This window comes from Gilliamella sp. CG25, from assembly GCF_046635705.1.
In the GTDB taxonomy this organism is placed as follows: domain Bacteria; phylum Pseudomonadota; class Gammaproteobacteria; order Enterobacterales; family Orbaceae; genus Gilliamella; species Gilliamella apicola_I.
This window is the reverse complement of record NZ_JBIDFJ010000013.1, coordinates 21,995-43,354: the sequence shown is the minus strand read 5'-3', so window position 1 is coordinate 43,354 and position 21,360 is coordinate 21,995. Positions and strand designations below refer to the sequence as shown.

19 protein-coding genes are annotated in these 21,360 nt (G+C 36.5%); 10 read left to right on the top strand and 9 right to left on the bottom strand.

Going from position 1 to position 21,360, the window contains the following annotated elements; translation table 11 throughout:
* Positions 1-87 precede the first annotated feature (87 nt).
* From rpoB to pgk, 7 genes are all read right to left on the bottom strand, one after another.
* On the bottom strand, positions 88-4,116 hold the full coding sequence (gene rpoB, locus ACGH6P_RS09820) for a DNA-directed RNA polymerase subunit beta (RefSeq protein ID WP_065559746.1): 4,029 nt from the start codon (positions 4,114-4,116) through the stop codon (positions 88-90).
* 245 nt (positions 4,117-4,361) lie between these two features.
* Positions 4,362-4,730, bottom strand: coding sequence for a 50S ribosomal protein L7/L12 (rplL, locus tag ACGH6P_RS09815; protein WP_065559747.1), 369 nt, complete (start codon positions 4,728-4,730; stop codon positions 4,362-4,364).
* A gap of 58 nt (positions 4,731-4,788) precedes the next feature.
* Positions 4,789-5,286: a 50S ribosomal protein L10 gene (gene rplJ / locus ACGH6P_RS09810; protein WP_025316516.1), complete on the bottom strand. Its 498-nt coding sequence runs from the start codon at positions 5,284-5,286 to the stop codon at positions 4,789-4,791.
* Positions 5,287-5,520: 234 nt separating this feature from the next.
* Positions 5,521-6,222 (bottom strand): 50S ribosomal protein L1, encoded by a 702-nt coding sequence (rplA, locus tag ACGH6P_RS09805; protein WP_065559748.1) that lies wholly within the window; start codon positions 6,220-6,222, stop codon positions 5,521-5,523.
* 3 nt (positions 6,223-6,225) lie between these two features.
* A complete protein-coding gene (gene rplK / locus ACGH6P_RS09800; RefSeq protein ID WP_065559749.1) occupies positions 6,226-6,654 on the bottom strand; it encodes a 50S ribosomal protein L11 in 429 nt (142 codons plus the stop codon).
* 175 nt (positions 6,655-6,829) lie between these two features.
* Entirely contained in the window at positions 6,830-7,909 is a 1,080-nt protein-coding gene (gene fbaA, locus ACGH6P_RS09795; RefSeq protein ID WP_065559750.1) for a class II fructose-bisphosphate aldolase, read from the bottom strand.
* A gap of 74 nt (positions 7,910-7,983) precedes the next feature.
* Positions 7,984-9,147, bottom strand: coding sequence for a phosphoglycerate kinase (gene pgk, locus ACGH6P_RS09790; protein ID WP_065559751.1), 1,164 nt, complete (start codon positions 9,145-9,147; stop codon positions 7,984-7,986).
* Positions 9,148-9,376: 229 nt separating this feature from the next.
* Here pgk and rpsT point away from each other — a divergent pair, with 229 nt between their 5' ends.
* From rpsT to dtd, 4 genes are read left to right on the top strand one after another with little or no spacing between them, the layout of a single operon-like run.
* Positions 9,377-9,640, top strand: coding sequence for a 30S ribosomal protein S20 (rpsT, locus tag ACGH6P_RS09785; RefSeq protein WP_025316521.1), 264 nt, complete (start codon positions 9,377-9,379; stop codon positions 9,638-9,640).
* Between the two features lie 34 nt (positions 9,641-9,674).
* Positions 9,675-10,343 (top strand): SPOR domain-containing protein, encoded by a 669-nt coding sequence (locus ACGH6P_RS09780; protein WP_411597366.1) that lies wholly within the window; start codon positions 9,675-9,677, stop codon positions 10,341-10,343.
* Between the two features lie 8 nt (positions 10,344-10,351).
* The gene (locus tag ACGH6P_RS09775; RefSeq protein ID WP_411597365.1) at positions 10,352-11,194 is read left to right on the top strand and encodes a virulence factor BrkB family protein; all 843 of its coding nucleotides are present in this window, start codon (positions 10,352-10,354) and stop codon (positions 11,192-11,194) included.
* Between the two features lie 7 nt (positions 11,195-11,201).
* Positions 11,202-11,636 (top strand): D-aminoacyl-tRNA deacylase, encoded by a 435-nt coding sequence (dtd, locus tag ACGH6P_RS09770; RefSeq protein ID WP_267360798.1) that lies wholly within the window; start codon positions 11,202-11,204, stop codon positions 11,634-11,636.
* A gap of 89 nt (positions 11,637-11,725) precedes the next feature.
* Here dtd and ACGH6P_RS09765 read toward each other — a convergent pair whose 3' ends face one another.
* Positions 11,726-13,105: a histidine-type phosphatase gene (locus tag ACGH6P_RS09765; RefSeq protein ID WP_411597364.1), complete on the bottom strand. Its 1,380-nt coding sequence runs from the start codon at positions 13,103-13,105 to the stop codon at positions 11,726-11,728.
* Between the two features lie 269 nt (positions 13,106-13,374).
* Between ACGH6P_RS09765 and dauA the strand changes: the two genes are divergently transcribed.
* A complete protein-coding gene (gene dauA, locus ACGH6P_RS09760; protein WP_411590802.1) occupies positions 13,375-15,048 on the top strand; it encodes a C4-dicarboxylic acid transporter DauA in 1,674 nt (557 codons plus the stop codon).
* 187 nt (positions 15,049-15,235) lie between these two features.
* Positions 15,236-15,784: an HdeD family acid-resistance protein gene (locus tag ACGH6P_RS09755; RefSeq protein ID WP_220215987.1), complete on the top strand. Its 549-nt coding sequence runs from the start codon at positions 15,236-15,238 to the stop codon at positions 15,782-15,784.
* A 108-nt stretch (positions 15,785-15,892) separates the two neighbouring features.
* On the opposite strand, the gene rsgA is transcribed toward ACGH6P_RS09755, so the two are convergent.
* Positions 15,893-16,921 (bottom strand): small ribosomal subunit biogenesis GTPase RsgA, encoded by a 1,029-nt coding sequence (gene rsgA, locus ACGH6P_RS09750; RefSeq protein WP_411597363.1) that lies wholly within the window; start codon positions 16,919-16,921, stop codon positions 15,893-15,895.
* A gap of 79 nt (positions 16,922-17,000) precedes the next feature.
* Between rsgA and orn the strand changes: the two genes are divergently transcribed.
* From orn to ACGH6P_RS09730, 4 genes are all read left to right on the top strand, one after another.
* The gene (gene orn, locus ACGH6P_RS09745; RefSeq protein WP_065559759.1) at positions 17,001-17,564 is read left to right on the top strand and encodes an oligoribonuclease; all 564 of its coding nucleotides are present in this window, start codon (positions 17,001-17,003) and stop codon (positions 17,562-17,564) included.
* Between the two features lie 5 nt (positions 17,565-17,569).
* On the top strand, positions 17,570-18,841 hold the full coding sequence (waaA, locus tag ACGH6P_RS09740; RefSeq protein WP_267380173.1) for a lipid IV(A) 3-deoxy-D-manno-octulosonic acid transferase: 1,272 nt from the start codon (positions 17,570-17,572) through the stop codon (positions 18,839-18,841).
* A 9-nt stretch (positions 18,842-18,850) separates the two neighbouring features.
* Positions 18,851-19,816: a ferrochelatase gene (hemH, locus tag ACGH6P_RS09735; protein WP_411597362.1), complete on the top strand. Its 966-nt coding sequence runs from the start codon at positions 18,851-18,853 to the stop codon at positions 19,814-19,816.
* Between the two features lie 207 nt (positions 19,817-20,023).
* Positions 20,024-21,355: a CoA-disulfide reductase gene (locus ACGH6P_RS09730; protein ID WP_411597361.1), complete on the top strand. Its 1,332-nt coding sequence runs from the start codon at positions 20,024-20,026 to the stop codon at positions 21,353-21,355.
* The last annotated feature ends 5 nt before the right edge of the window (positions 21,356-21,360 follow it).

Here is a 21,360-nt window from a genome sequence, read left to right as displayed (position 1 = left end):
GGCTCCTATGGAGTTAAACCAATTAGATAACTTATTATCGCTAATAAGTTATCCCTATAAATAGAAATCATTTTTAGTGAGTGAAGATTACTCTTCATCTAACTCGATATTAATACCTAACGAACGAATCTCTTTTAACAATACATTAAATGATTCTGGAATCGCCGGTTCCATACGATGATCACCATCTACAATATTTTTATACATCTTAGTACGGCCGTTTACGTCATCTGATTTAACCGTTAGCATTTCTTGTAGTGTGTAAGCAGCACCATAAGCTTCAAGTGCCCATACTTCCATCTCACCGAAACGCTGACCACCAAATTGAGCTTTACCACCCAATGGCTGTTGAGTAACCAGACTATATGAACCTGTAGAACGTGCATGCATCTTATCATCAACTAAGTGATTTAATTTCAGCATGTACATATAACCTACCGTTACCGGACGTTCAAACTGTTCACCTGTACGACCATCATATAATGTAATTTGACCTGAAGTCGGCAAATCACCCAATTCTAGTAATGACTTGATTTCTTGCTCTTTTGCACCATCAAACACTGGTGTAGCAAGTGGCATACCATTACGTAAATTTTGTGCCAATGTCATCACTTCTTGATCGGTAAATTCTGCAACATTAACTTTTTGTGCAGCACCTAAACCAAGATCGTATGCTTTTTGGATAAACTCACGTAATTTAGCAAGTTCTTGCTGTTCTTTAAGCATTGTGTCAATTTTTTGACCAATACCTTTAGCCGCCATACCTAAGTGGGTTTCTAGGATCTGTCCAATGTTCATACGAGACGGAACCCCTAGTGGGTTTAGCACGATATCAACTGGACGACCTTTGTCATCATATGGCATATCTTCAATTGGATTAATCTTAGAGATAACCCCTTTGTTACCATGACGACCCGCCATTTTATCACCAGGCTGAATTTGACGTTTAACCGCTAAGTAAACTTTAACAATTTTGAGCACACCAGGTTGTAAATCATCACCTTGTGTAATCTTCATGCGTTTAGCTTCAAGCTTTTTGTTAAACTCAAGTTTAATTTCTTCGTGCTGTTCAGCAAGTTGCTCTAACTGTGCTTGTTTGCTTTCGTTTGAAATACCGATTGTTAACCATTTTTCTCGTGGTAAGGCATCTAATTTATCAGCTTTAATACCACCTGAAATTAACACATCACGAATACGCGCAAATAAAGCTGCTTCTAAGATTTTAAGCTCTTCAGTTAAATCTTTTCTTGCTTGTTTAAGTTGCATCTCTTCAATTTCAAGTGCACGTTTATCTTTTTGTACACCATCACGAGTGAAGACTTGAACATCAATAACCGTACCAGAAACACCATTTGGTACACGTAAAGACGTATCTTTAACGTCAGATGCTTTTTCACCGAAAATTGCACGTAGTAATTTTTCTTCTGGTGTTAATTGTGTTTCACCTTTAGGCGTCACTTTACCAACAAGAATATCACCACCTTTCACTTCAGCACCGATATAAACAATACCTGATTCATCTAATTTAGAAAGCGCAGCTTCACCCACATTTGGAATATCAGCTGTGATTTCTTCAGCACCTAATTTAGTATCACGAGATACACAAGATAACTCTTGAATATGGATCGAGGTAAAACGATCATCTTGTACCACTTTTTCAGAAACTAAAATAGAATCCTCAAAGTTATAACCATTCCATGGCATAAATGCCACGCGCATGTTTTGACCTAATGCAAGTTCACCTAAATCAGTTGATGGGCCATCTGCAAGTACATCACCACGTTCAACTTTTTCGCCTAATTCCACACATGGAATTTGATTGATACAGGTATTTTGGTTAGAACGGGTATATTTAGTTAAGTTATAAATATCAATCCCTGTTTCACCCGCATACATTTCATCTGCATTGACATTGACTACGATACGTGACGCATCAACATATTGAACAGTACCACCACGACGAGCAACGGCTGTTACACCTGAGTCAACAGCTACCGCACGTTCCATACCAGTACCAACAAATGGTTTTTCCGCTTTTAACGTCGGAACTGCTTGACGTTGCATGTTTGCACCCATCAAAGCACGGTTCGCATCGTCATGTTCCAAGAATGGAATTAATGATGCACCAACCGACACGATTTGTTGTGTTGAAACGTCCATATAATGAACTTGTTCAGGACTATATAAGCCCGATTCACCATTTAAACGACAAGTCACTAAATCTTCTTTAAAGCGACCTTCTTCATCAAGGTTTGAGTTTGCCTGTGCAATAACAAATTCACTTTCGTCAATCGCTGATAAATAATTAATTTCATCAGTCACAACACCGTCAATCACTCGACGATATGGTGTTTCTAAGAAACCATACTCATTAGTACGAGAATAGACCGCTAACGAGTTAATCAAACCGATGTTTGGACCTTCAGGCGTTTCAATCGGACATACACGACCATAATGAGTTGGATGTACGTCACGGACTTCAAAGCCTGCTCGCTCACGAGTTAAACCACCTGGACCTAATGCAGAAATACGACGTTTATGCGTAATTTCAGATAATGGATTGTTTTGATCCATAAACTGAGATAACTGGCTAGAACCAAAGAACTCACGGATTGCCGCTGAAATTGGTTTAGCATTAATCATATCTTGTGGCATTAATGAATCAAGATCACCTAAAGATAAACGCTCTTTTACGGCTCTTTCAACACGTACTAAACCAATACGGAATTGGTTTTCTGCCATTTCACCAACGCTACGAATACGACGATTACCTAAGTGGTCGATATCATCAACATCGCCATGACCATTACGAATACTGATTAATTTCTTCATAACGTCAACGATATCATCTTTAGTTAAGACGCTTTGACCTTCAATATCATCACGACCTAAAGAACGATTAAATTTCATTCGACCAACCGCTGATAAATCATAACGTTCATCAGAGAAGAATAAGTTGTCAAATAACGCTTCTGCAGCTTCTTTTGTAGGTGGCTCACCTGGTCGCATCATGCGATAAATTTCAACTAATGCACCTAAACGATCGCGTGTTGAATCAACATTTAATGTTTCAGAGATAAACGCCCCATGATCAAGATCATTGGTGAATAATGTTTCAATTTTTTTGTAGCCTGCATTCGTTAATTCTAATAACAATTCTAATGAAATTGGTGTATTAGCAAATGCAATGACTTCACCTGTCGCGTCATTGACATAGTTTTTAGCAAGCACTTTATTAACGATGTATTCAACAGGTACATCAATTTTGCTTACTTTATCTTTTTCTAATTCACGAATATGACGTGCAGTAATACGGCGACCTTTTTCAGCGTACACTTTACCTTTTGATTCAATATCAAATAAGGCTGTTTCACCACGTAAACGCTCTGGGACTAAATCCATTTTTAATTTGGATTTGCCAACTTCAAAAATGGTTTTCTCAAAGAAGATATTTAAAATTTCTTCTGTTTCATAACCTAATGCGCGCAAAATAATTGTTGCTGGAAGTTTACGACGACGGTCAATACGAGCAAAAAGATTGTCTTTTGGATCAAATTCGAAATCAAGCCAAGAGCCACGATAAGGAATAATCCGAGCATTATATAAAACTTTACCAGAAGAGTGTGTTTTACCTTTATCACTATCAAAGAACACACCTGGACTACGATGTAATTGTGAAACGATTACCCGTTCGGTACCATTGATTACAAATGTTCCATTGTCCGTCATTAAAGGAATTTCGCCCATGTAGACGTCTTGCTCTTTAATATCTTTTACAGTTCCTTCTGGTGCATCTTTATCATAAATAACTAAACGTAATTTTACGCGCAACGGTGCTGAGTAAGTGATCCCTCTAATTTGACATTCTTTTACATCAAACACAGGTTCGCCCATCTTAAAGCTCACGTATTGTAACTCAGCATTACCACTATAACTTTTTATCGGAAATATTGAACGAAAAGCGGCTTCTAAACCATACTGACCTTCTGGATCTTGCTCAATAAATTTCTGGAACGAATCAAGTTGAATAGAAAGAAGATACGGTATATCCAAGACTTGTGGACGCTTACCAAAATTCTTACGAATTCGTTTTTTCTCGGTATAAGAGTAAACCATTAGTTCCTCAACTTGCTTATCTGCTATTTTAGCATGATTAAATATTCATCAGGAGCACTTCAATCGAATAATAACGCCTGACACCTCATCGAAAATATCTATAAATATCAATTGATTAGGCTTAATAAATATACTATTTCTTTATTGCTTTTTATTGATAGTCTTCAAATAAAATTCTTCGACTTTTTACAGCGCAAAAAGGCTGGAGGTAAAACCCCCAGCCATTTAGCTTGCTATCGATTAACTTATTTAAGTTCGACAGCTGCACCAGATTCTTCAAGTGCCTTTTTAAGTTCTTCAGCATCAGCTTTGCTAACACCTTCTTTAACTGTTGCAGGAGCTGATTCAACAAGATCTTTAGCTTCTTTTAAGCCTAAACCAGTTGCACCACGAACTGCTTTGATAACAGCTACTTTATTTGCACCAACATCTTTTAAGATTACATCAAATTCAGTTTTCTCTTCAGCTGCTTCAGCTGGACCTGCTGCTGCAACTGCAACAGCTGCTGCTGCAGAAACACCGAATTTTTCTTCCATCATAGATACTAGTTCAACAACGTCCATTACAGACATTTCAGCAACTGCATCTAAAATTTGTTCTTTAGTGATAGACATAATATAGTTTCCCAAATTTACAATTTTTAATTAATAAAATTCGTCATCATACTGCTAATTAAGCAGCTTCTTTTTGATCACGAACAGCTGCAAGAGTACGAACCAATTTGCCAGCTGCGGCTTCTTTCATGGTTGACATCAAGCGAGCTAATGCTTCTTCATAAGTAGGTAATGTTGCTAAGCGATCAATGTTCGCTGCAGTAATTAACTCACCTTCAAAGGCTGCGGCTTTAATCTCAAATTTATCGTTTTCTTTTGCAAACGCTTTAAAAATACGCGCAGCAGCACCTGGGTGCTCGTTTGAAAACGCAATTAGAGTAGGACCAACAAACGTATCTTTTAAACACTCATATTGAGTGCCCTCTACAACACGGCGTAATAGCGTATTACGAACAACACGCATATAAACACCCGCTTCACGAGCAGATTTACGTAATGCAGTCATTTTTTCTACAGTTACGCCACGAGAATCGGCAACAACTGCAGATAGCGCACCTTTGGCGATTTCATTAACTTCAGCAACAATTTCTTGTTTATTTTGAAGATTTAGTGCCATTGGTTTTGCTCCTGGATTAAAACTAGGCAAAGCCTAGACTTATTTAAACTAACTATAACAATATAGTTAGCACAACCACGATGAGCAGAATTCCTGTATTATATCTTATCAGGTTCTGTCACCGTCTACGTAGGAAAATTAAGTAATTAAACGTCAATTACACCTACGGTCTTGGACGGGGTCTGGTTAAGGCCAGACACCAACCGATTTTTTTATTTAATTAATAATGATTAATTAAACAGATGCATTCAATGTTGTTTGATCGATAGCAACACCAGCGCCCATAGTAGTAGAAAGACTTACTTTCTTCACAAAGACACCTTTAGAAGATGCTGGTTTTGCACGTTTTAACGCAACAAGTAATGCTTCTAAATTTTCTTTAAGTTTAGCTGCATCAAAATCAGCTTTACCGATAGTAGTATGGATAATACCATTTTTATCGTTACGGTAACGGATTTGACCTGCTTTCGCATTTTTTACTGCTTCAGCAACGTTAGGCGTTACAGTACCAACTTTAGGGTTTGGCATTAAACCACGTGGTCCTAAAATTTGACCTAATTGACCAACTACACGCATAGCGTCTGGCGATGCGATAACGACATCAAAATTCATTTCGCCTTTTTTGATTTGATCCGCAAGATCGTCCATACCAACTAATTCAGCACCCGCTTCTTTAGCTGCTTCTGCATTTGCACCTTGTGTAAACACAGCTACACGAACACTACGACCAGTACCATGTGGCAATACAATTGCACCACGAACATTTTGGTCTGATTTACGTGAATCAATACCTAAATTTACAGCAACATCAACGCTTTCAGTAAATTTAGCAGTCGCAAGCTCTTTTAATAAAGCAATTGCTTCGTTGATTTCATATTGTTTAGTTGCATTCACTTTTTCGCGGATAAGTTTAGCTTTCTTAGATAATTTAGCCATCGATTAACCCTCCACTTCCAAGCCCATTGAACGAGCGGTTCCTTCAATAGAACGCATCATTGATTCAATGGTAGCACCATTCATATCTGCAGCTTTTAATTCAGCGATTTCGCGAATTTGAGCACTCGTTACTTTACCTACTTTTTTCTTGTTAGGCTCACCTGAACCAGACTTGATTTTAGCAGCTTTCTTCAATAGTACTGCCGCAGGAGGAGTCTTAGTAACAAAGGTGAATGAACGGTCTGAATAGACTGAAATAACAACTGGAATAGGTAGACCTTTTTCCATGCTTTCTGTTTTCGCATTAAATGCTTTACAGAATTCCATGATATTAACACCATGTTGACCAAGTGCTGGACCAACTGGTGGACTAGGATTTGCTGCACCAGCTGCAACTTGCAACTTGATGTAAGCCTGTACTTTTTTTGCCATTTTTTGGTTTCCTTCTCTCGGGTGCAAACGCTTCTATTATATAAATAGACAGCTCCCCTAAGTTAAATGAGGGCAGAATTATCCTACAATTGATATACAAATGCAAGATTTATTTTATGAACAATTAATACAAAGTAGGAGATTCCCCACTTTGTATTAAAAATGAAAACGTTAATTAAAGTACGTTAACAGCGTTAAGTTCTTTAAATGCAAGTTCTAAACGAGCAACTAAAGAATCTTGACCTTTACGTAACCAAACACGTGGATCATAGTATTTTTTGTTTGGCGCATCAGGTCCTTCAGGATTACCTAATTGACCTTGTAAATAAGCTTCATTAGCTTTGTAGTAATCTAAAATACCCGCCCAGTTAGCCCATTGAGTATCGGTATCGATATTCATTTTGATAACACCATAACTAACTGCTTCTGCAATTTCTTCAGGTGTTGAGCCTGAACCACCATGGAATACAAAATTCAGTGATTTTTCAGGTAAGTTAAATTTTTCTGATACGTATTTCTGTGAGTTATCTAAAATTTTTGGTGTTAATTTAACATTACCTGGTTTGTAAACACCATGCACGTTACCAAATGATGCAGCGATAGTGAAACGAGGGCTAATTTCGCTTAAACGCTCATAAGCATAAGCGACATCTTCAGGTTGAGTATAAAGTGCTGAACTATCCATATGGCTGTTATCCACACCATCTTCTTCACCACCAGTACAACCTAATTCTAACTCTAATGTCATTTTCATTGCAGACATACGAGCAAGATACTGACAACAAATATCAATGTTATCTTTTAATGTTTCTTCTGACAGGTCGATCATATGTGAAGAAAATAGTGGTTTACCAGTTTTAGCAAAGTGAGTTTCACCAGCATCAAGTAAGCCATCAACCCATGGAAGTAATTTTCTTGCACAGTGGTCAGTGTGAACAATCACTGGTACACCATATTTTTCAGCCATTAAATGAACATGTTTTGCACCAGAGATAGCACCTAGTACTGCACATTCTTGTCCTTCTAATTTAAGACCTTTACCAGCGATGAACTGTGCACCACCATTTGAGAATTGAACAATAACAGGAGAACCTACTTTTGCCGCTGTTTCAATTACCGCATTAATTGTGTTGGTATCAACACAGTTAACTGCTGGTAAAGCAAAGTTATTTTCACGAGCGATTTGAAATACTTTTTGAACATCATCACCAGTTACAACACCGGGTTTAACGACATCAGAAATCTTTGTAGCCATTTTATTACCTATGATTTAATTATTATAAAAAATAAAGGATGAGTAATCATCTCATCCTTTTTACTGAATCTATATTATGCTTTTGCTCTCGCTTCTAACATTGCAACAGCAGGAAGTTTTTTACCTTCAACAAACTCAAGGAAGGCACCTCCACCAGTTGAGATGTAAGAAATTTTATCTTCAATTCCAAATAAGTCAATTGCAGCTAACGTATCACCACCACCGGCAATTGAAAAACCTTCACTATCAGCAATTGCTTTAGCAACAATTTCAGTCCCACGACGGAAATTGGGGAATTCAAATACACCAACTGGACCATTCCATAATATGGTTTTCGCTTTTTTAATAATATCAGCTAATGCTTCAGCTGATTTATCACCTAAATCAAGAATTTGTTCATTTTCTTTAACATCAGAAACCGATTTTTCTGTAGCCGTTGCTGTTTCACTGAATTCAGTCGCAACACGTACATCAGTTGGAACAGGAATATGGCAGTTAGCCATCAATTTTTTCGCTTCCGGGATTAAATCCGCTTCATATAGCGATTTACCTACATTATAACCTTCAGCCGCAATGAAGGTATTAGCAATACCACCACCGACAATAATTTGATCAGCGATTTTTGAAAGCGAATCAAGTACAGTAAGTTTAGTTGATACTTTAGAACCTGCAACAATCGCAACCATTGGACGAGCCGGATTATCAAGTGCTTTACCTAACGCATCAAGTTCCGCAGCTAATAAAGGACCAGCACATGCGATAGGTGCAAATTTACCCACACCATGCGTTGAAGCTTGAGCGCGGTGAGCTGTTCCAAATGCATCCATTACATAGATATCACAAAGTGCGGCATACTTTTTAGATAACGTTTCATCATCTTTACCTTCACCCACATTGAAGCGTACATTTTCAAGAACCACTAATTCGCCTTCTTTAACATCTACACCATCAAGGTAATCTTTAACAAGACGGACAGGAAATGAAACATGTTCTTTTAAGTAATCAACGACTGGTTGCAATGAGAATTCAGGGTTATATTCTCCTTCTGTTGGACGACCAATGTGAGAAGTCACCATCACTTTAGCGCCTTTTTTGATTGCTTCTTCAATTGTCGGTAATGATGCCTTGATACGTGCATCAGAAGTGACTTTACCATTTTTGACTGGTACATTAAGATCTGAACGAATAAATAAACGTTTCCCTTTTAGATCAAGATCTTGCATTCTAATAACAGACATGAGACTTCCTCTTAATAAAAAAATATAAATAAAAATAAACTTCATGTATTCTAACATAAAAATTCTTTTTAGGTTATAGCGATTATTGTTCAAATAGTAAACGTTTGTCATCAATGTGTAATTTATAAATTGCAAATTTTTTATGTAACGGCATTGACAACTGGCAGAAAATCAGGCATATTTTGCCGCCTTATTAATATGTAATTTTATTTAAACTTGGGAGTTGACTTTGGCTAATATCAAATCAGCTAAAAAACGTGCGGTTCAATCCGAAAAACGCCGTAAACATAATGCTAGTAACCGTTCAATGATGCGTACTTATATCAAGAAAGTTTACGCAGCTGTTGCAGCTGGTGATAAACAAACAGCTGAAGTAGCATTCAAAGACATGCAAGCAGTTGTTGACCGTCAAGCGGCTCGTGGCTTAATCCACAAAAATAAAGCTGCACGTCATAAAGCAAATTTAATTAAACAGATTAAAGCATTGGCTTAATGCCCGAATCTGTTAACTATTGTAGTTAAAGAAAATGCTAAAAAGTGGTGTAAGCCACTTTTTTTATTTGTATAATAATCAGTTATTCCATATCAATAAAAAAAGAATAAGAGAGTATATTGTGGTTCAGCGTGATTATGTGAGAAGAAAAAGTCGACCGAAAAAAAACAAATCAAGCTTTATGCCAAAATTTATGATATTTATGGCAATTGTTCTTATTGTCTTATTTTCCGCCATTCTCTATTTAATTACCAATAATAAACCTAACAAACCCGTTGAACAACCAAAAGTCAAAACGCCTCCACCTGCCGTTACCTTACCAGAGCAACCTCAGGAACGTTGGACATACCTTAAAGCGTTAGAAACGCCCAATGCCAGTTCAAACGCAACATCGAATTCAGTTGCAAGCGAACGGCAACAAATTTTAGATAGTTTTGCGAATAACACCAATACACGATCGAATACCAATCAAACCTCATCGACAACAACGAAATGGACATTACAATGTGGTGCTTTTAAGGAAAAAGCCAATGCGGACACCCTAAAAGCTCAACTTGCTATGACAGGTATAAATGGTAATATTTCTTCTGGTCAGTTATATCGCGTTACAGCTGGGCCCTATACTAGCAAAAGCGAAGCTGATAAGGCGTTGAACTCATTAAAAAATAGTGGGATCAATAATTGTATTCTTTCTAACAAATAGAAAAAACCATGAAAACATTTCAGCAGATAACGTTGTTCTTAAAAATGTTGTGGGCTAAAATCAATCAGGATCAGTTGACCACATCCTCTGCCAGCCTTGCCTATACCACAATACTGGCACTCGTTCCGCTTATTACTGTTATTTTTTCATTATTATCCGCTTTTCCAATGTTTGATGAAATTAGCCTATCGCTAAAACAGCTCATTTACAGTAATCTCGTGCCTACCGCAAGTGAAACCATTCAAAATTACTTAGAACAATTTATCACCAATACTAAAAAGATGACGGTAGTGGGTATAGTTGGATTAATCGTTACCTCATTATTGCTTATTAACTCAATTAATAGTGCGCTTAATCATATTTGGAGAACGAAACGCAAACGCTCATTTATGTATAATCTAACTATGTACTGGACAATATTGACTTTGGGGCCTATTTTAGCGGGCTCAAGTGTAGCGGTCAGTTCGTATATATTTTCGTTAAACTGGTTATCAACTGGAGCAACGGGGAATATTATGCTGAGTAGTTTACCGTTTATTATTTCTGTCGTTGGATTTTGGTTACTTTACAGTATTATCCCTACTGAATCCGTTCCTTTTAAAGAGTCATTCATTGGTGCGATTGTTGCAGCAATATTGTTTGAAATAGGTAAACGTGCCTTTGCGTTTTATGTAAGTTCATTTCCAACTTATCAGTTAATCTATGGCGTAGTATCTTCTATTCCAATCATGCTTGTTTGGATTTACTGTTCTTGGTGTATTGTCTTATTTGGCGCTGAATTTGCAGCAACCTTAACCGAATTTAACCGCCCTAAAAAACGAATATCGGATAACCAAGCTCAAGCGGAGTAATATTTTTATGATTGCCTTAATCCAACGTGTTAAACAAGCTTCTGTCACTGTTGAAGATCAGATTATTGGAAAAATTAATCATGGTTTGTTGATATTACTTGGTGTCGAGCAAGATGATGATGAACAAAAAGCAATTCGATTATGTGAAAAAGTCCTTGGCTACCGTATTTTCAGTGACAGCGACGGTAAGATGAACCTTAATGTTAATCAAGCTCAAGGTGAAGTTCTTGTTGTATCCCAATTTACTTTAGTTGCAGATACCCAAAAAGGAATGCGTCCAAGCTTTACCAAAGGGGCTAAACCAGAAGATGCCAATAGACTGTATCAATTCTTTGTTGAGCAATGCCAAAAGAATATTAAGACGCAAACTGGTCAGTTTGCAGCAGATATGCAAGTATCATTAATTAATGATGGTCCGGTAACCTTCTGGCTTCAGGTTTAGTCATTTGACGGATCATAGGCTTATGCAGAAATAGTTTCTACTTTACCTAATTCAGTAATACAGTCATTTACCATATGCTCAATCTAGAATCATTTTAATTTTTTTAGCATATCGATATCGGATTGATTTTCATTTAAGCCTAATTGATTTAATTTATTGGTATAATACTGTTTAACATCCTGCCAACGATAATAAGGATATTGTTGGGTGCTAATTGGCAGATGGACTTCTTGTTCATTTAATAAGATTTTAACCAGTATCGGATGATGTGGTTGTTCACTTTTATAAAAAATCCATTGTATATTGGCGCCCATAGGAATAATTTTTTCTGCATGCCAGACAGTCGGATAATCAAATAGCGTCTTGGCAACTTTTGTTGTACCCTCAATTTCCATTAGCGTTGCAAACGGAGAAAGCGTCTCTGCATGGGCAAAACGCAAATTAGCATCAACATTATTATTGGTAATTGCGTTATCGGCCGTCATTAGCATATTCCTTAATAAAGGTGCAGCAATTTTAATTTGAATACCATTGGCATCAAATGCCGGACCAATTTGTAAATAATTTTTGGCAGTGACAACCGTATTAAACCACGCATTTGCTTCCTCTGAAAAATAATCATCAAAATTAAGTTGATGATTAACTAATACCTCTGTGGGTAATGCCTGTAACTCTTGATAGAGTTGATAAACGGCCAGACTAAAATCTTCGGTTTTAATCGAATAATATTCACCAATATCCATTCCTACATTTAATTTTTCAATAAAATTATGGGTAAAAAATTTTATGGCGACGGTTTGACTCAGTGCGACAGTTTTAGGTGAACATTTAATTGCTTTTAAGGCATTTTTAACCGCTTTACTCTGTTTATATTTATCATAAGCAGGCGAATAGTTAAAAAAGCGTAACAACGTTTGTTCATTTTCGGGCTGGGTGGTGACTTGAATATGAGGATATTTTGCTTTAAAGGGTTGGACAAAAATTTCAGCCGTCTCTTTAGCCCTGGGCGACGTAGATGAAATCACCGCAATGTTATGTCCTTTAAAGACCGTTGGATTATTTTTTAACATTCGCTGACTGATGAGACCAATATCTTGACGCCCTAAATCGGTTAACTCTCCATAGTGATTATTATTCAACTGTTTAATATACAAAACTTGCTTGAGTAACGATTTTCCTTCATCAGTGAGTTGATTATCTTTGTCTGCTAATAATAATGTTTGATAGGCAATCTCTTCATATTTTGATTTACTAATATAGCGAGAACCATGACGACCAATATGATTAATATAAAATGCTTGATAGCCTTTTGGAGCAGGGGTAATGGTTTGCTTAGTATCATAATGATAGGCGGTTTTTGAGCCTGCTAGTTGTGGTAATGCAAAACAAAATGAAGAGAAAGCAAGTAACATAATTGTACCTATTCCCCTAGAAGAATGAACAAACACGTTTTGATTAATTACTACCATACATTGCTCCTGCTAATCATACCATATCAAGAAAAGCGAATGGGTCTACGACATTATTTTTAAACGATACTGGTATCAAATCAATAGAAAAAAGCACCTTAGAAACAATTTACAAAATCATTCCTAATAAACTTATTTATGCCTCAATTGAAAAAGCCTAACGCAATTAAATGACAATATAAATTATTTTAATAACACTCTTTTAATTTTTGTAAAAAAGATTATCTTAGTAAGCATTTCAAAAAACTTCTATTAGTCGAATAAAAATAATGAAATTATATGGCATAACTGGCACCAAAATTTGTTGCGCTTTTATCGCAGCGTGCATAAAAGATCGTTACACATCTACCCGTTTTTTTAAGGATTTAATTGCTGGTATTACGGTTGGTATTATTGCTATACCATTAGCCATGGCTTTAGCAATAGCGAGTGGTGTTCCACCACAACATGGGCTTTACACCGCAATAATTGCAGGTTTTGTCATTGCATTAACCGGAGGTTCACGCTTCAGCGTATCGGGCCCAACAGCGGCATTTGTCGTGATTTTATATCCCGTTTCATTACAATTTGGTTTGTCTGGATTACTTGTTGCGACCTTATTATCCGGTGTCTTTCTAATAATCATGGGAGTAATTCGACTTGGTCGATTAATTGAATATATTCCTTTACCTGTTGTTTTAGGCTTTACCTCTGGCATTGCGATAACTATCGCCACCATGCAAATCAAAGATTTTTTTGGTTTAACACTTGAACACATGCCGGAAAGTTATATCAGCAAAGTAACCGCTTTAGTTAAAACCTTTCCAACTATTAATTTTGCCGATACTTTAGTAGGGATTGTAACACTGATAGTACTGATTGTGTGGCCGAAACTTCGAATAAAAATATCCGGGCATTTACCTGCATTAATAACGGGTATTTTGGTCATGTTTATTTTGAATCAATTTGGCTATGAAATTGAAACTATCGGTTCTCGATTTATCTATATTTTACCTGATAATAGCATCGGTCATGGTATCCCGTCCGTTTTACCCGAATTTATCTTACCTTGGCAGCACGCTGATTTTAAATGGGATTGGTCAATGTTATCCGCTCTGCTTCCAATTTCGCTTACAATGGCAATGCTATGCGCGATTGAATCATTATTATGTGCCGTCGTATTAGATGAAATGACCCATACAAAACATCACTCAAATAGTGAACTTATCGGACAAGGATTAGGCAATATTATTGCGCCATTTTTTGGAGGGATTTCAGCAACAGCCGCTATAGCCCGTTCCGCTGCTAATGTCAAAGCTGGCGCAACATCACCTATTGCTGCCGTGCTGCATTCGATTGTAGTATTGCTTGCACTCATTTGTTTTGCACCATTATTATCCTATATCCCTTTATCAGCAATGGCAGCCTTGTTATTAATTGTGGCATGGAATATGAGCGCTGTGCAACGAGTGATATATATAATTAAATGCGCACCTAAAGATGATATTTTAATCATGCTTATTTGCATGTCTTTAACGGTATTATTTGATATGGTTATTGCTATAACACTTGGCATAGTGTTAGCTTCAATCCTATTTATGCGTCGTATTGCACACATGACACGATTGGTTGAACTCAATCGAAGCAGTGAAAAAACATTAGTACTTCGCATTAATGGACCACTATTTTTTGCCGCCGCTGAACGTACCTTTTCCGAAATCTATCAGAAAATAAATGGCTATGAGCACATCGTATTACAGTGGGATGCGGTGCCTATTCTTGATGCGGGTGGGCTTAATGCATTACGCCATTTTGTTGATGAATTGCCAGAACAAGTAGATTTATCTATTTGTGAATTACAATTCCAACCATTGAAAACATTAGCCAGAGCCAAGTTTATACCGATTTCGAATAAATTAATGTTTTATTCAACATTAGATGAAGCACTGAAAGATAAAAATTAAAAGGACAATTAGTTTTATTATATTGATTAATTATTATACGCAAAGGAAATGGTACGCATTTTCTTTGCACATTTAGCATTACTTCCGTCATGCTTTCTTTTCGCTCGCTAAAAACGTCTGGCAAGTTTGAATTGAAAGGCTATGTTGATTACAACCGAAAGTTAACCATATAAAATAGGAATTTAATATGATATCTACTGAAAATAACACTCAAGATCTTAAACAAAAAACAGGCTGGTTTATTTTTATCGGTGTGATTTTAATTATTTTGGGATGCTTAGCATTAGGCTACCAGTTTATTGCAACTGTCTTTTCTGTTTACTTTATCGGTTCATTACTTTTAATTGCAGGTATTGCGCAAATAATACATGCCTTTAATATTAAAGGTTTTGGTCAAACAGCCTTATGGGCGGTAATGGGCATTTTGTATATCTTTATTGGATTAATGGCGTATTTCCAACCTATTGCCGTTTCTTCTGCGTTTACATTACTGATTTCACTCTTACTGGTTATCAGTGGATTTACACAAATATTTGCTTCATTAAATAACCGAGAAATACCACGTTGGGGATGGATTTTAGCATCGGGGATTATTACGCTAATTTTAGGTTTAATGATTATTGCCGGCTGGCCATACGATAGTCTTTGGGTATTGGGCATGTTTTTAGGAATTGACCTTATTTTCCAAGGTTGGGCGTATGTTGCTATCGGTTTTGCACTTAAAAAGCGCCAATAGTTAAAATAACTATACTAATTGCTCATAATCAAGTGTTTTGGGATTATGAGCAATGTTTTCTAACTCATTCAATCTCACTGTCATTTTCTGAACGTATTGAAAAGCAGGCTATTTATAGCTTTTATTTGTTTTAGCCTTCACATCCTTCATGGATAGTAAAATACGATGATAATTATCAAGTCTCGATGGTGCTATTTTTCCTTCTTGTACCGCTTTTTGTAACAAACATCCTGGTGTATTTAAGTGATTACAATCACGGAATTGACACCCGCCTAAATAATCATCAAACTCTATAAAGCCATGAATAACTTGTTCAGGTTCAAGATGCCACAATCCAAATTCACGAATCCCCGGCGAATCAATAATATCGCCACCATTGGGTAGATGATAAAGCCGTGTAGAGGTTGTAGTATGTTGACCAAGACCCGATAATTCAGAGATATCGCCTGTTAAAGCTGATTGTGCCTGTTCAGGCAATAACAGATTAATAATGCTTGATTTACCTACGCCAGACTGACCAACCAAAATAGACACTTTTCCTTGCAACGCATCTTGCAAAGGGGCTAACCCTTGCTGATTTTGACAAGAGACAAACAATAACGGATAACCAATATCCCGATAAATTGATAACTGCTTTTCAATCTCCGTACGCTGTTCAGGGGTAAGTAAATCAATTTTATTTAACACAATTATGGGCTGAATATTGGTTGCTTCACAAGCCACTAAATAACGATCAATAATGTTCAAAGATAATTCCGGTAAAACTGCCGATATAATGACAATCTGATCGACATTGGCTGCGACAGGTTTTACACCGTCATAAAAATCCGGACGCACCAATTCTGAGTGTCGAGGATGTACTGCCTCAATAATACCATTAGTATTGGGTTCCAAACTCTCTCGCCATATTACTTTATCACCGGTAACCAACGACGGTAAGGTACGGCGAATACTGCAACGATAAATTAGTCCAGTATCATCTTCGACGTCAGCGGATTTACCATAACGACTCACAACGACACCTTCACGCGGCAACGAAAAACTCGACAAGTTGTCATCTTGTCTTGTCTCTAATCGTTGCTGATGTTTAGCAGCTACACGCCTTTTTTGATTTTTTGATAATTGATTTTTTGCCACAGTTACGAATTTTTTACTAAACAGTTTGACAGATATGCTACACTACTCGGCATTAAAAAGAAAATTTCCACAGCAAATTATGATCAAACACTCTCAAATTAATAGTAGTAATCTAATTTGGATTGATCTTGAAATGACGGGACTTGATCCAAAAACTGATCGTATTATTGAAATTGCCACTATTGTAACTGATTCTGACCTTAATATTCTTGCAGAAGGTCCGGTTATTGCTGTTCATCAATCAGATGAACAATTAGCGCTCATGGATGAATGGAATCAAAACACTCATGGCAATTCGGGATTAATCGACCGTGTACGCAAAAGTACTATTTCAGAACAGCAAGCCGAACAACAAACCATCGCATTTTTACAACAATGGGTACCAGAAAACTGCTCACCAATATGTGGTAATACGATTGGTCAAGATCGACGTTTTTTATTTAACTATATGCCGAAGTTAGAAAAATATTTTCATTATCGTTATTTAGATGTCAGTACTATTAAAGAATTAGCAAAACGTTGGAAACCCGAAATTTTGAAAGGCATTACAAAACAAGGTACCCATCAAGCACTTGACGATATTCGTGATTCCATTTCAGAACTTGTCTATTATCGTCAGCATTTTTTTAATCTAGATCATTAACGTGCATGCAAATTATCTATACCCTTTTATTATATCTAATTCAGCCATTTGTTTGGCTAAAACTATTATGGCGCAGTCGTAAAGCGCCAGCCTACCGTCAGCGCTGGTTAGAACGATATGGTTTTTGCAAAAATAAAGTCAAACCAAATGGTATTTTAGTGCATGCCGTATCCGTAGGTGAAACAATAGCGGCGATTCCGCTAATTAAAGCATTGCAACAAAAATATCCACAGTTACCAATCACTGTTACCACCATGACGCCGACAGGTTCTGAGCGAGTAAAATCGTTATTAAAAGACAGTGTCAGTCATGTTTATCTACCCTATGATCTGCCCGGAGCCATAAAACGATTCTTAAAAACCACAAAGCCTAAAATTGTTATAATTATGGAAACTGAACTTTGGCCTAATTTAATTAGCCAATGTTATAAACAAAAAATTCCTTTAATTATTGCAAATGCCAGATTATCAGAACGATCTGCTGCTCGCTATGGCAAATTAGGCAAAGCAGTCAAACAATTATTTTCGAAAATCAGTATGGTGGCAGCTCAAAATCAGCAAGATGGTGAACGATTTGTTTCACTTGGTTTACCTGCTGATCATTTAGCAATAACAGGCAGCATAAAGTTTGATATTAACTTATCCAATGAGCAGCGCCAAAACATAAACCAGTTAAAACAACAATGGCAATTAAAAAGGCCTGTGTTAATTGCAGCAAGTACCCATAGTGGCGAAGATGAAATTATTTTAACTGCATTTAAAAAATTACTGCTTAAACATGCCAATTTATTGTTAATTCTGGTTCCACGTCATCCTGAACGTTTTAAAACGGTTGAAAAACTCATTAGTGATAATGGTTTTAATTATTTAAAGCGTAGTACAAATCAAATACCTACAGAACAAACTCAAATAGTTTTGGGCGATACAATGGGCGAACTAGTAGAGCTTTACGCAATGGCAGATATCGCTTTTGTTGGTGGTAGCCTAGTAAAACAGGGTGGACATAATCCTTTAGAGCCTGCACTGCACCATATTGCTATTATTACCGGTGAATATTTTTTTAATTTCCAAGTGATTTGTGAACAGTTGATTGAAGCGCAAGGAATGATTGTTTGCACAAACTCAGCGGATGATTTATATTCAACAATAGATCGCCTATTAAATGATAATAGTCGCCGAGTACAACTGGGCGAAAATGCCTATCTCGTTTTGAAGCAAAATCAAGGAGCACTCAGTAGACTTTTAGCAGTTATTAACCATTATCTTAATATCAAATGAGGCTAAGCTGTGGATAAAAAAAACGGTTTATTATTGGTTAATTTAGGTACACCTAACGCGACAACGCCAGATGCTATAAAACAGTATTTAACAGAATTTTTGCTTGATCGACATGTTGTTGATCTGCCCAGCTTTATTTGGTATCCAATTTTAAAATATATTATTTTACCTAAACGTATCCCCTACATTCTCAAGCATTACCAAAAAATCTGGATAAAGAGTAGTTCACCTTTGTTACATTACAGTAAATTGTTACACGAAAAATTGCAGCAACACTTACCCAATATAAAATGTGAGCTTGCCATGACGTATGGTGAGCCGAGTCTTCAAGCTGCCTTAAATAACTTAAAATCCTGTAAAAAAATTACGTTGTTACCCCTATTCCCGCAATATTCTACAACCACAACACTTGCCGTTCTAGATAAAATCAAACAATTAAATGATACCAATATTATAAGAAGTAATATTCACTATATTCGAGACTATGCTGATCACCCAAGTTACATTAATGCACTCTATTTACAGATAAAACAGGCTTTTTTAAAACAAGGGCAACCCGATGTTTTACTCCTTTCTTATCATGGTATGCCTGAGCGCTATATTATTAAACGCCATGATGATTATATCGAGCGATGTGAACTCACCACCTTATTATTAATTGAAAAGTGTTTAGCGAACGGAATCACACTGCCAATACAAATGGCCTATCAATCAAAATTTGGAAAAGGAAAATGGGTTGAACCAAACACGAGTGACATACTTAGAAATTTAGCTTTAAATGGCGTGACTCGTGTTCATGTGATGTGCCCAGGATTTTCTGCGGATTGTATTGAAACTTGTTATGAAATAGATCAAGAAAATCGAGAAATATTCCTTAATTCAGGAGGAAAACACTTTCATTACATCCCTGCATTAAATGATTCACAACAACATATTAATACTATCATCGATCTCATACATCAGACGGAATCTTAAAAACCGATCCGACTTTTTTTTCGATTAATTTGATTTTTAATAAGATTAAAACTATATTTGCAAGTGAAATGTTAAATTTAACACATCATTGTACATTTATTACAATTAAAATGGACAATTATGAATACTTATCGATATGCTTTGTTACTTTACCTTGATCAATGAGCAGATAAGTGTTCAAAATAGGCGCACAAAGGAGAATAATAGATGAAAATAATCATTATTGGAGCTCAAGCAGCTGGGGCGAGTGCTGCAGCTAAAGCCAAAAGAATAAACCCTAATGCAACAATTCGTATCTATGAAAAATCGGATATTGTTTCATTCGGTGCGTGTGGCTTACCTTATTATATTGGCAATCATTTTACTGATGCTAATGAAATGATATCCCGAACACCTGAACAATTTCAAAAAGATGGTATTGAAATAAAAACACGACATGAAGTGATATCTGTTGATGTTAAACAAAAAAAATTACTTATTAAAGATTTAAGTAACGGTGAAAACATTGAAGATAGCTATGACAAATTGCTATTTGCTGTAGGTGCAAGTCCAATTATTCCAACACTGGCTAATGATCAGCTGGACAATATTTTTACGTTACGCAATCTTTATGATGGATTAGCAATCAAAGAAGCGCTGTCAAAACCGGAATGCAAAAATATTATTATTGTTGGAGCTGGTTATATTGGATTGGAAATAGCCGAATCACTGGTTGCATTAAAAAAGAAAGTAAAATTAATTCAATTAGACAATCGAGTATTAGTCGAAGCATTCGATGAGCAACTTACTGACATTATTCAGGAAAATATTGAGCAACATTGTGACTTACATTTACAAGAAAGTGTCCAAGGTTTCATTGGTCAAGATAAAGTGACGCAGGTTATTACAAATAAAGGACAATATCCTGCTGATCTGGTTATTATCGCTACCGGTGTTAGACCAAATAGTCAAATCTACAAAAATATTGGCATTAATACCCTAAATAATGGTGCCATTATTACCGATGATTTAGGTAGAACAAATATCACTGATATTTATGCCGCTGGAGATTGTGCCACGCTGTTCCATAAAGTCAGCCAAACTAAAGTCTATATTCCATTAGCAACTGGCGCAAACAAATTAGGGAAAATTGTAGGTGAAAACATTGCAGGTGGCAATTGTCAATTTCCTGGTACGTTAGGCACATCAGCGCTCCGAGTATTTAATATTGAAGCAGGACGAACAGGAATAACTGAAAATGAAGCCATCAAATTAGGTATCCCCTATAAAACGGTTTTAGTAAACGATAAAAACCACAGTAATTATGTCGAAGGTCAATCACCCGTTACGGCTAAACTTATTTATCATGCTGAAACACGCAAGATTTTGGGGGGACAATTAGTCGGCGGCACTGGTTCTGCATTGAGAATAAATGTATTAGCAACAGCAATATGGTCACAAATGAAGATTGACGAACTTACAATGTTAGATTTTCTGTATGCACCACCTTTTTCACGGCCTTGGGATATTTTAAATATTGCAGGTTCCATTGCCAAATAGAGATG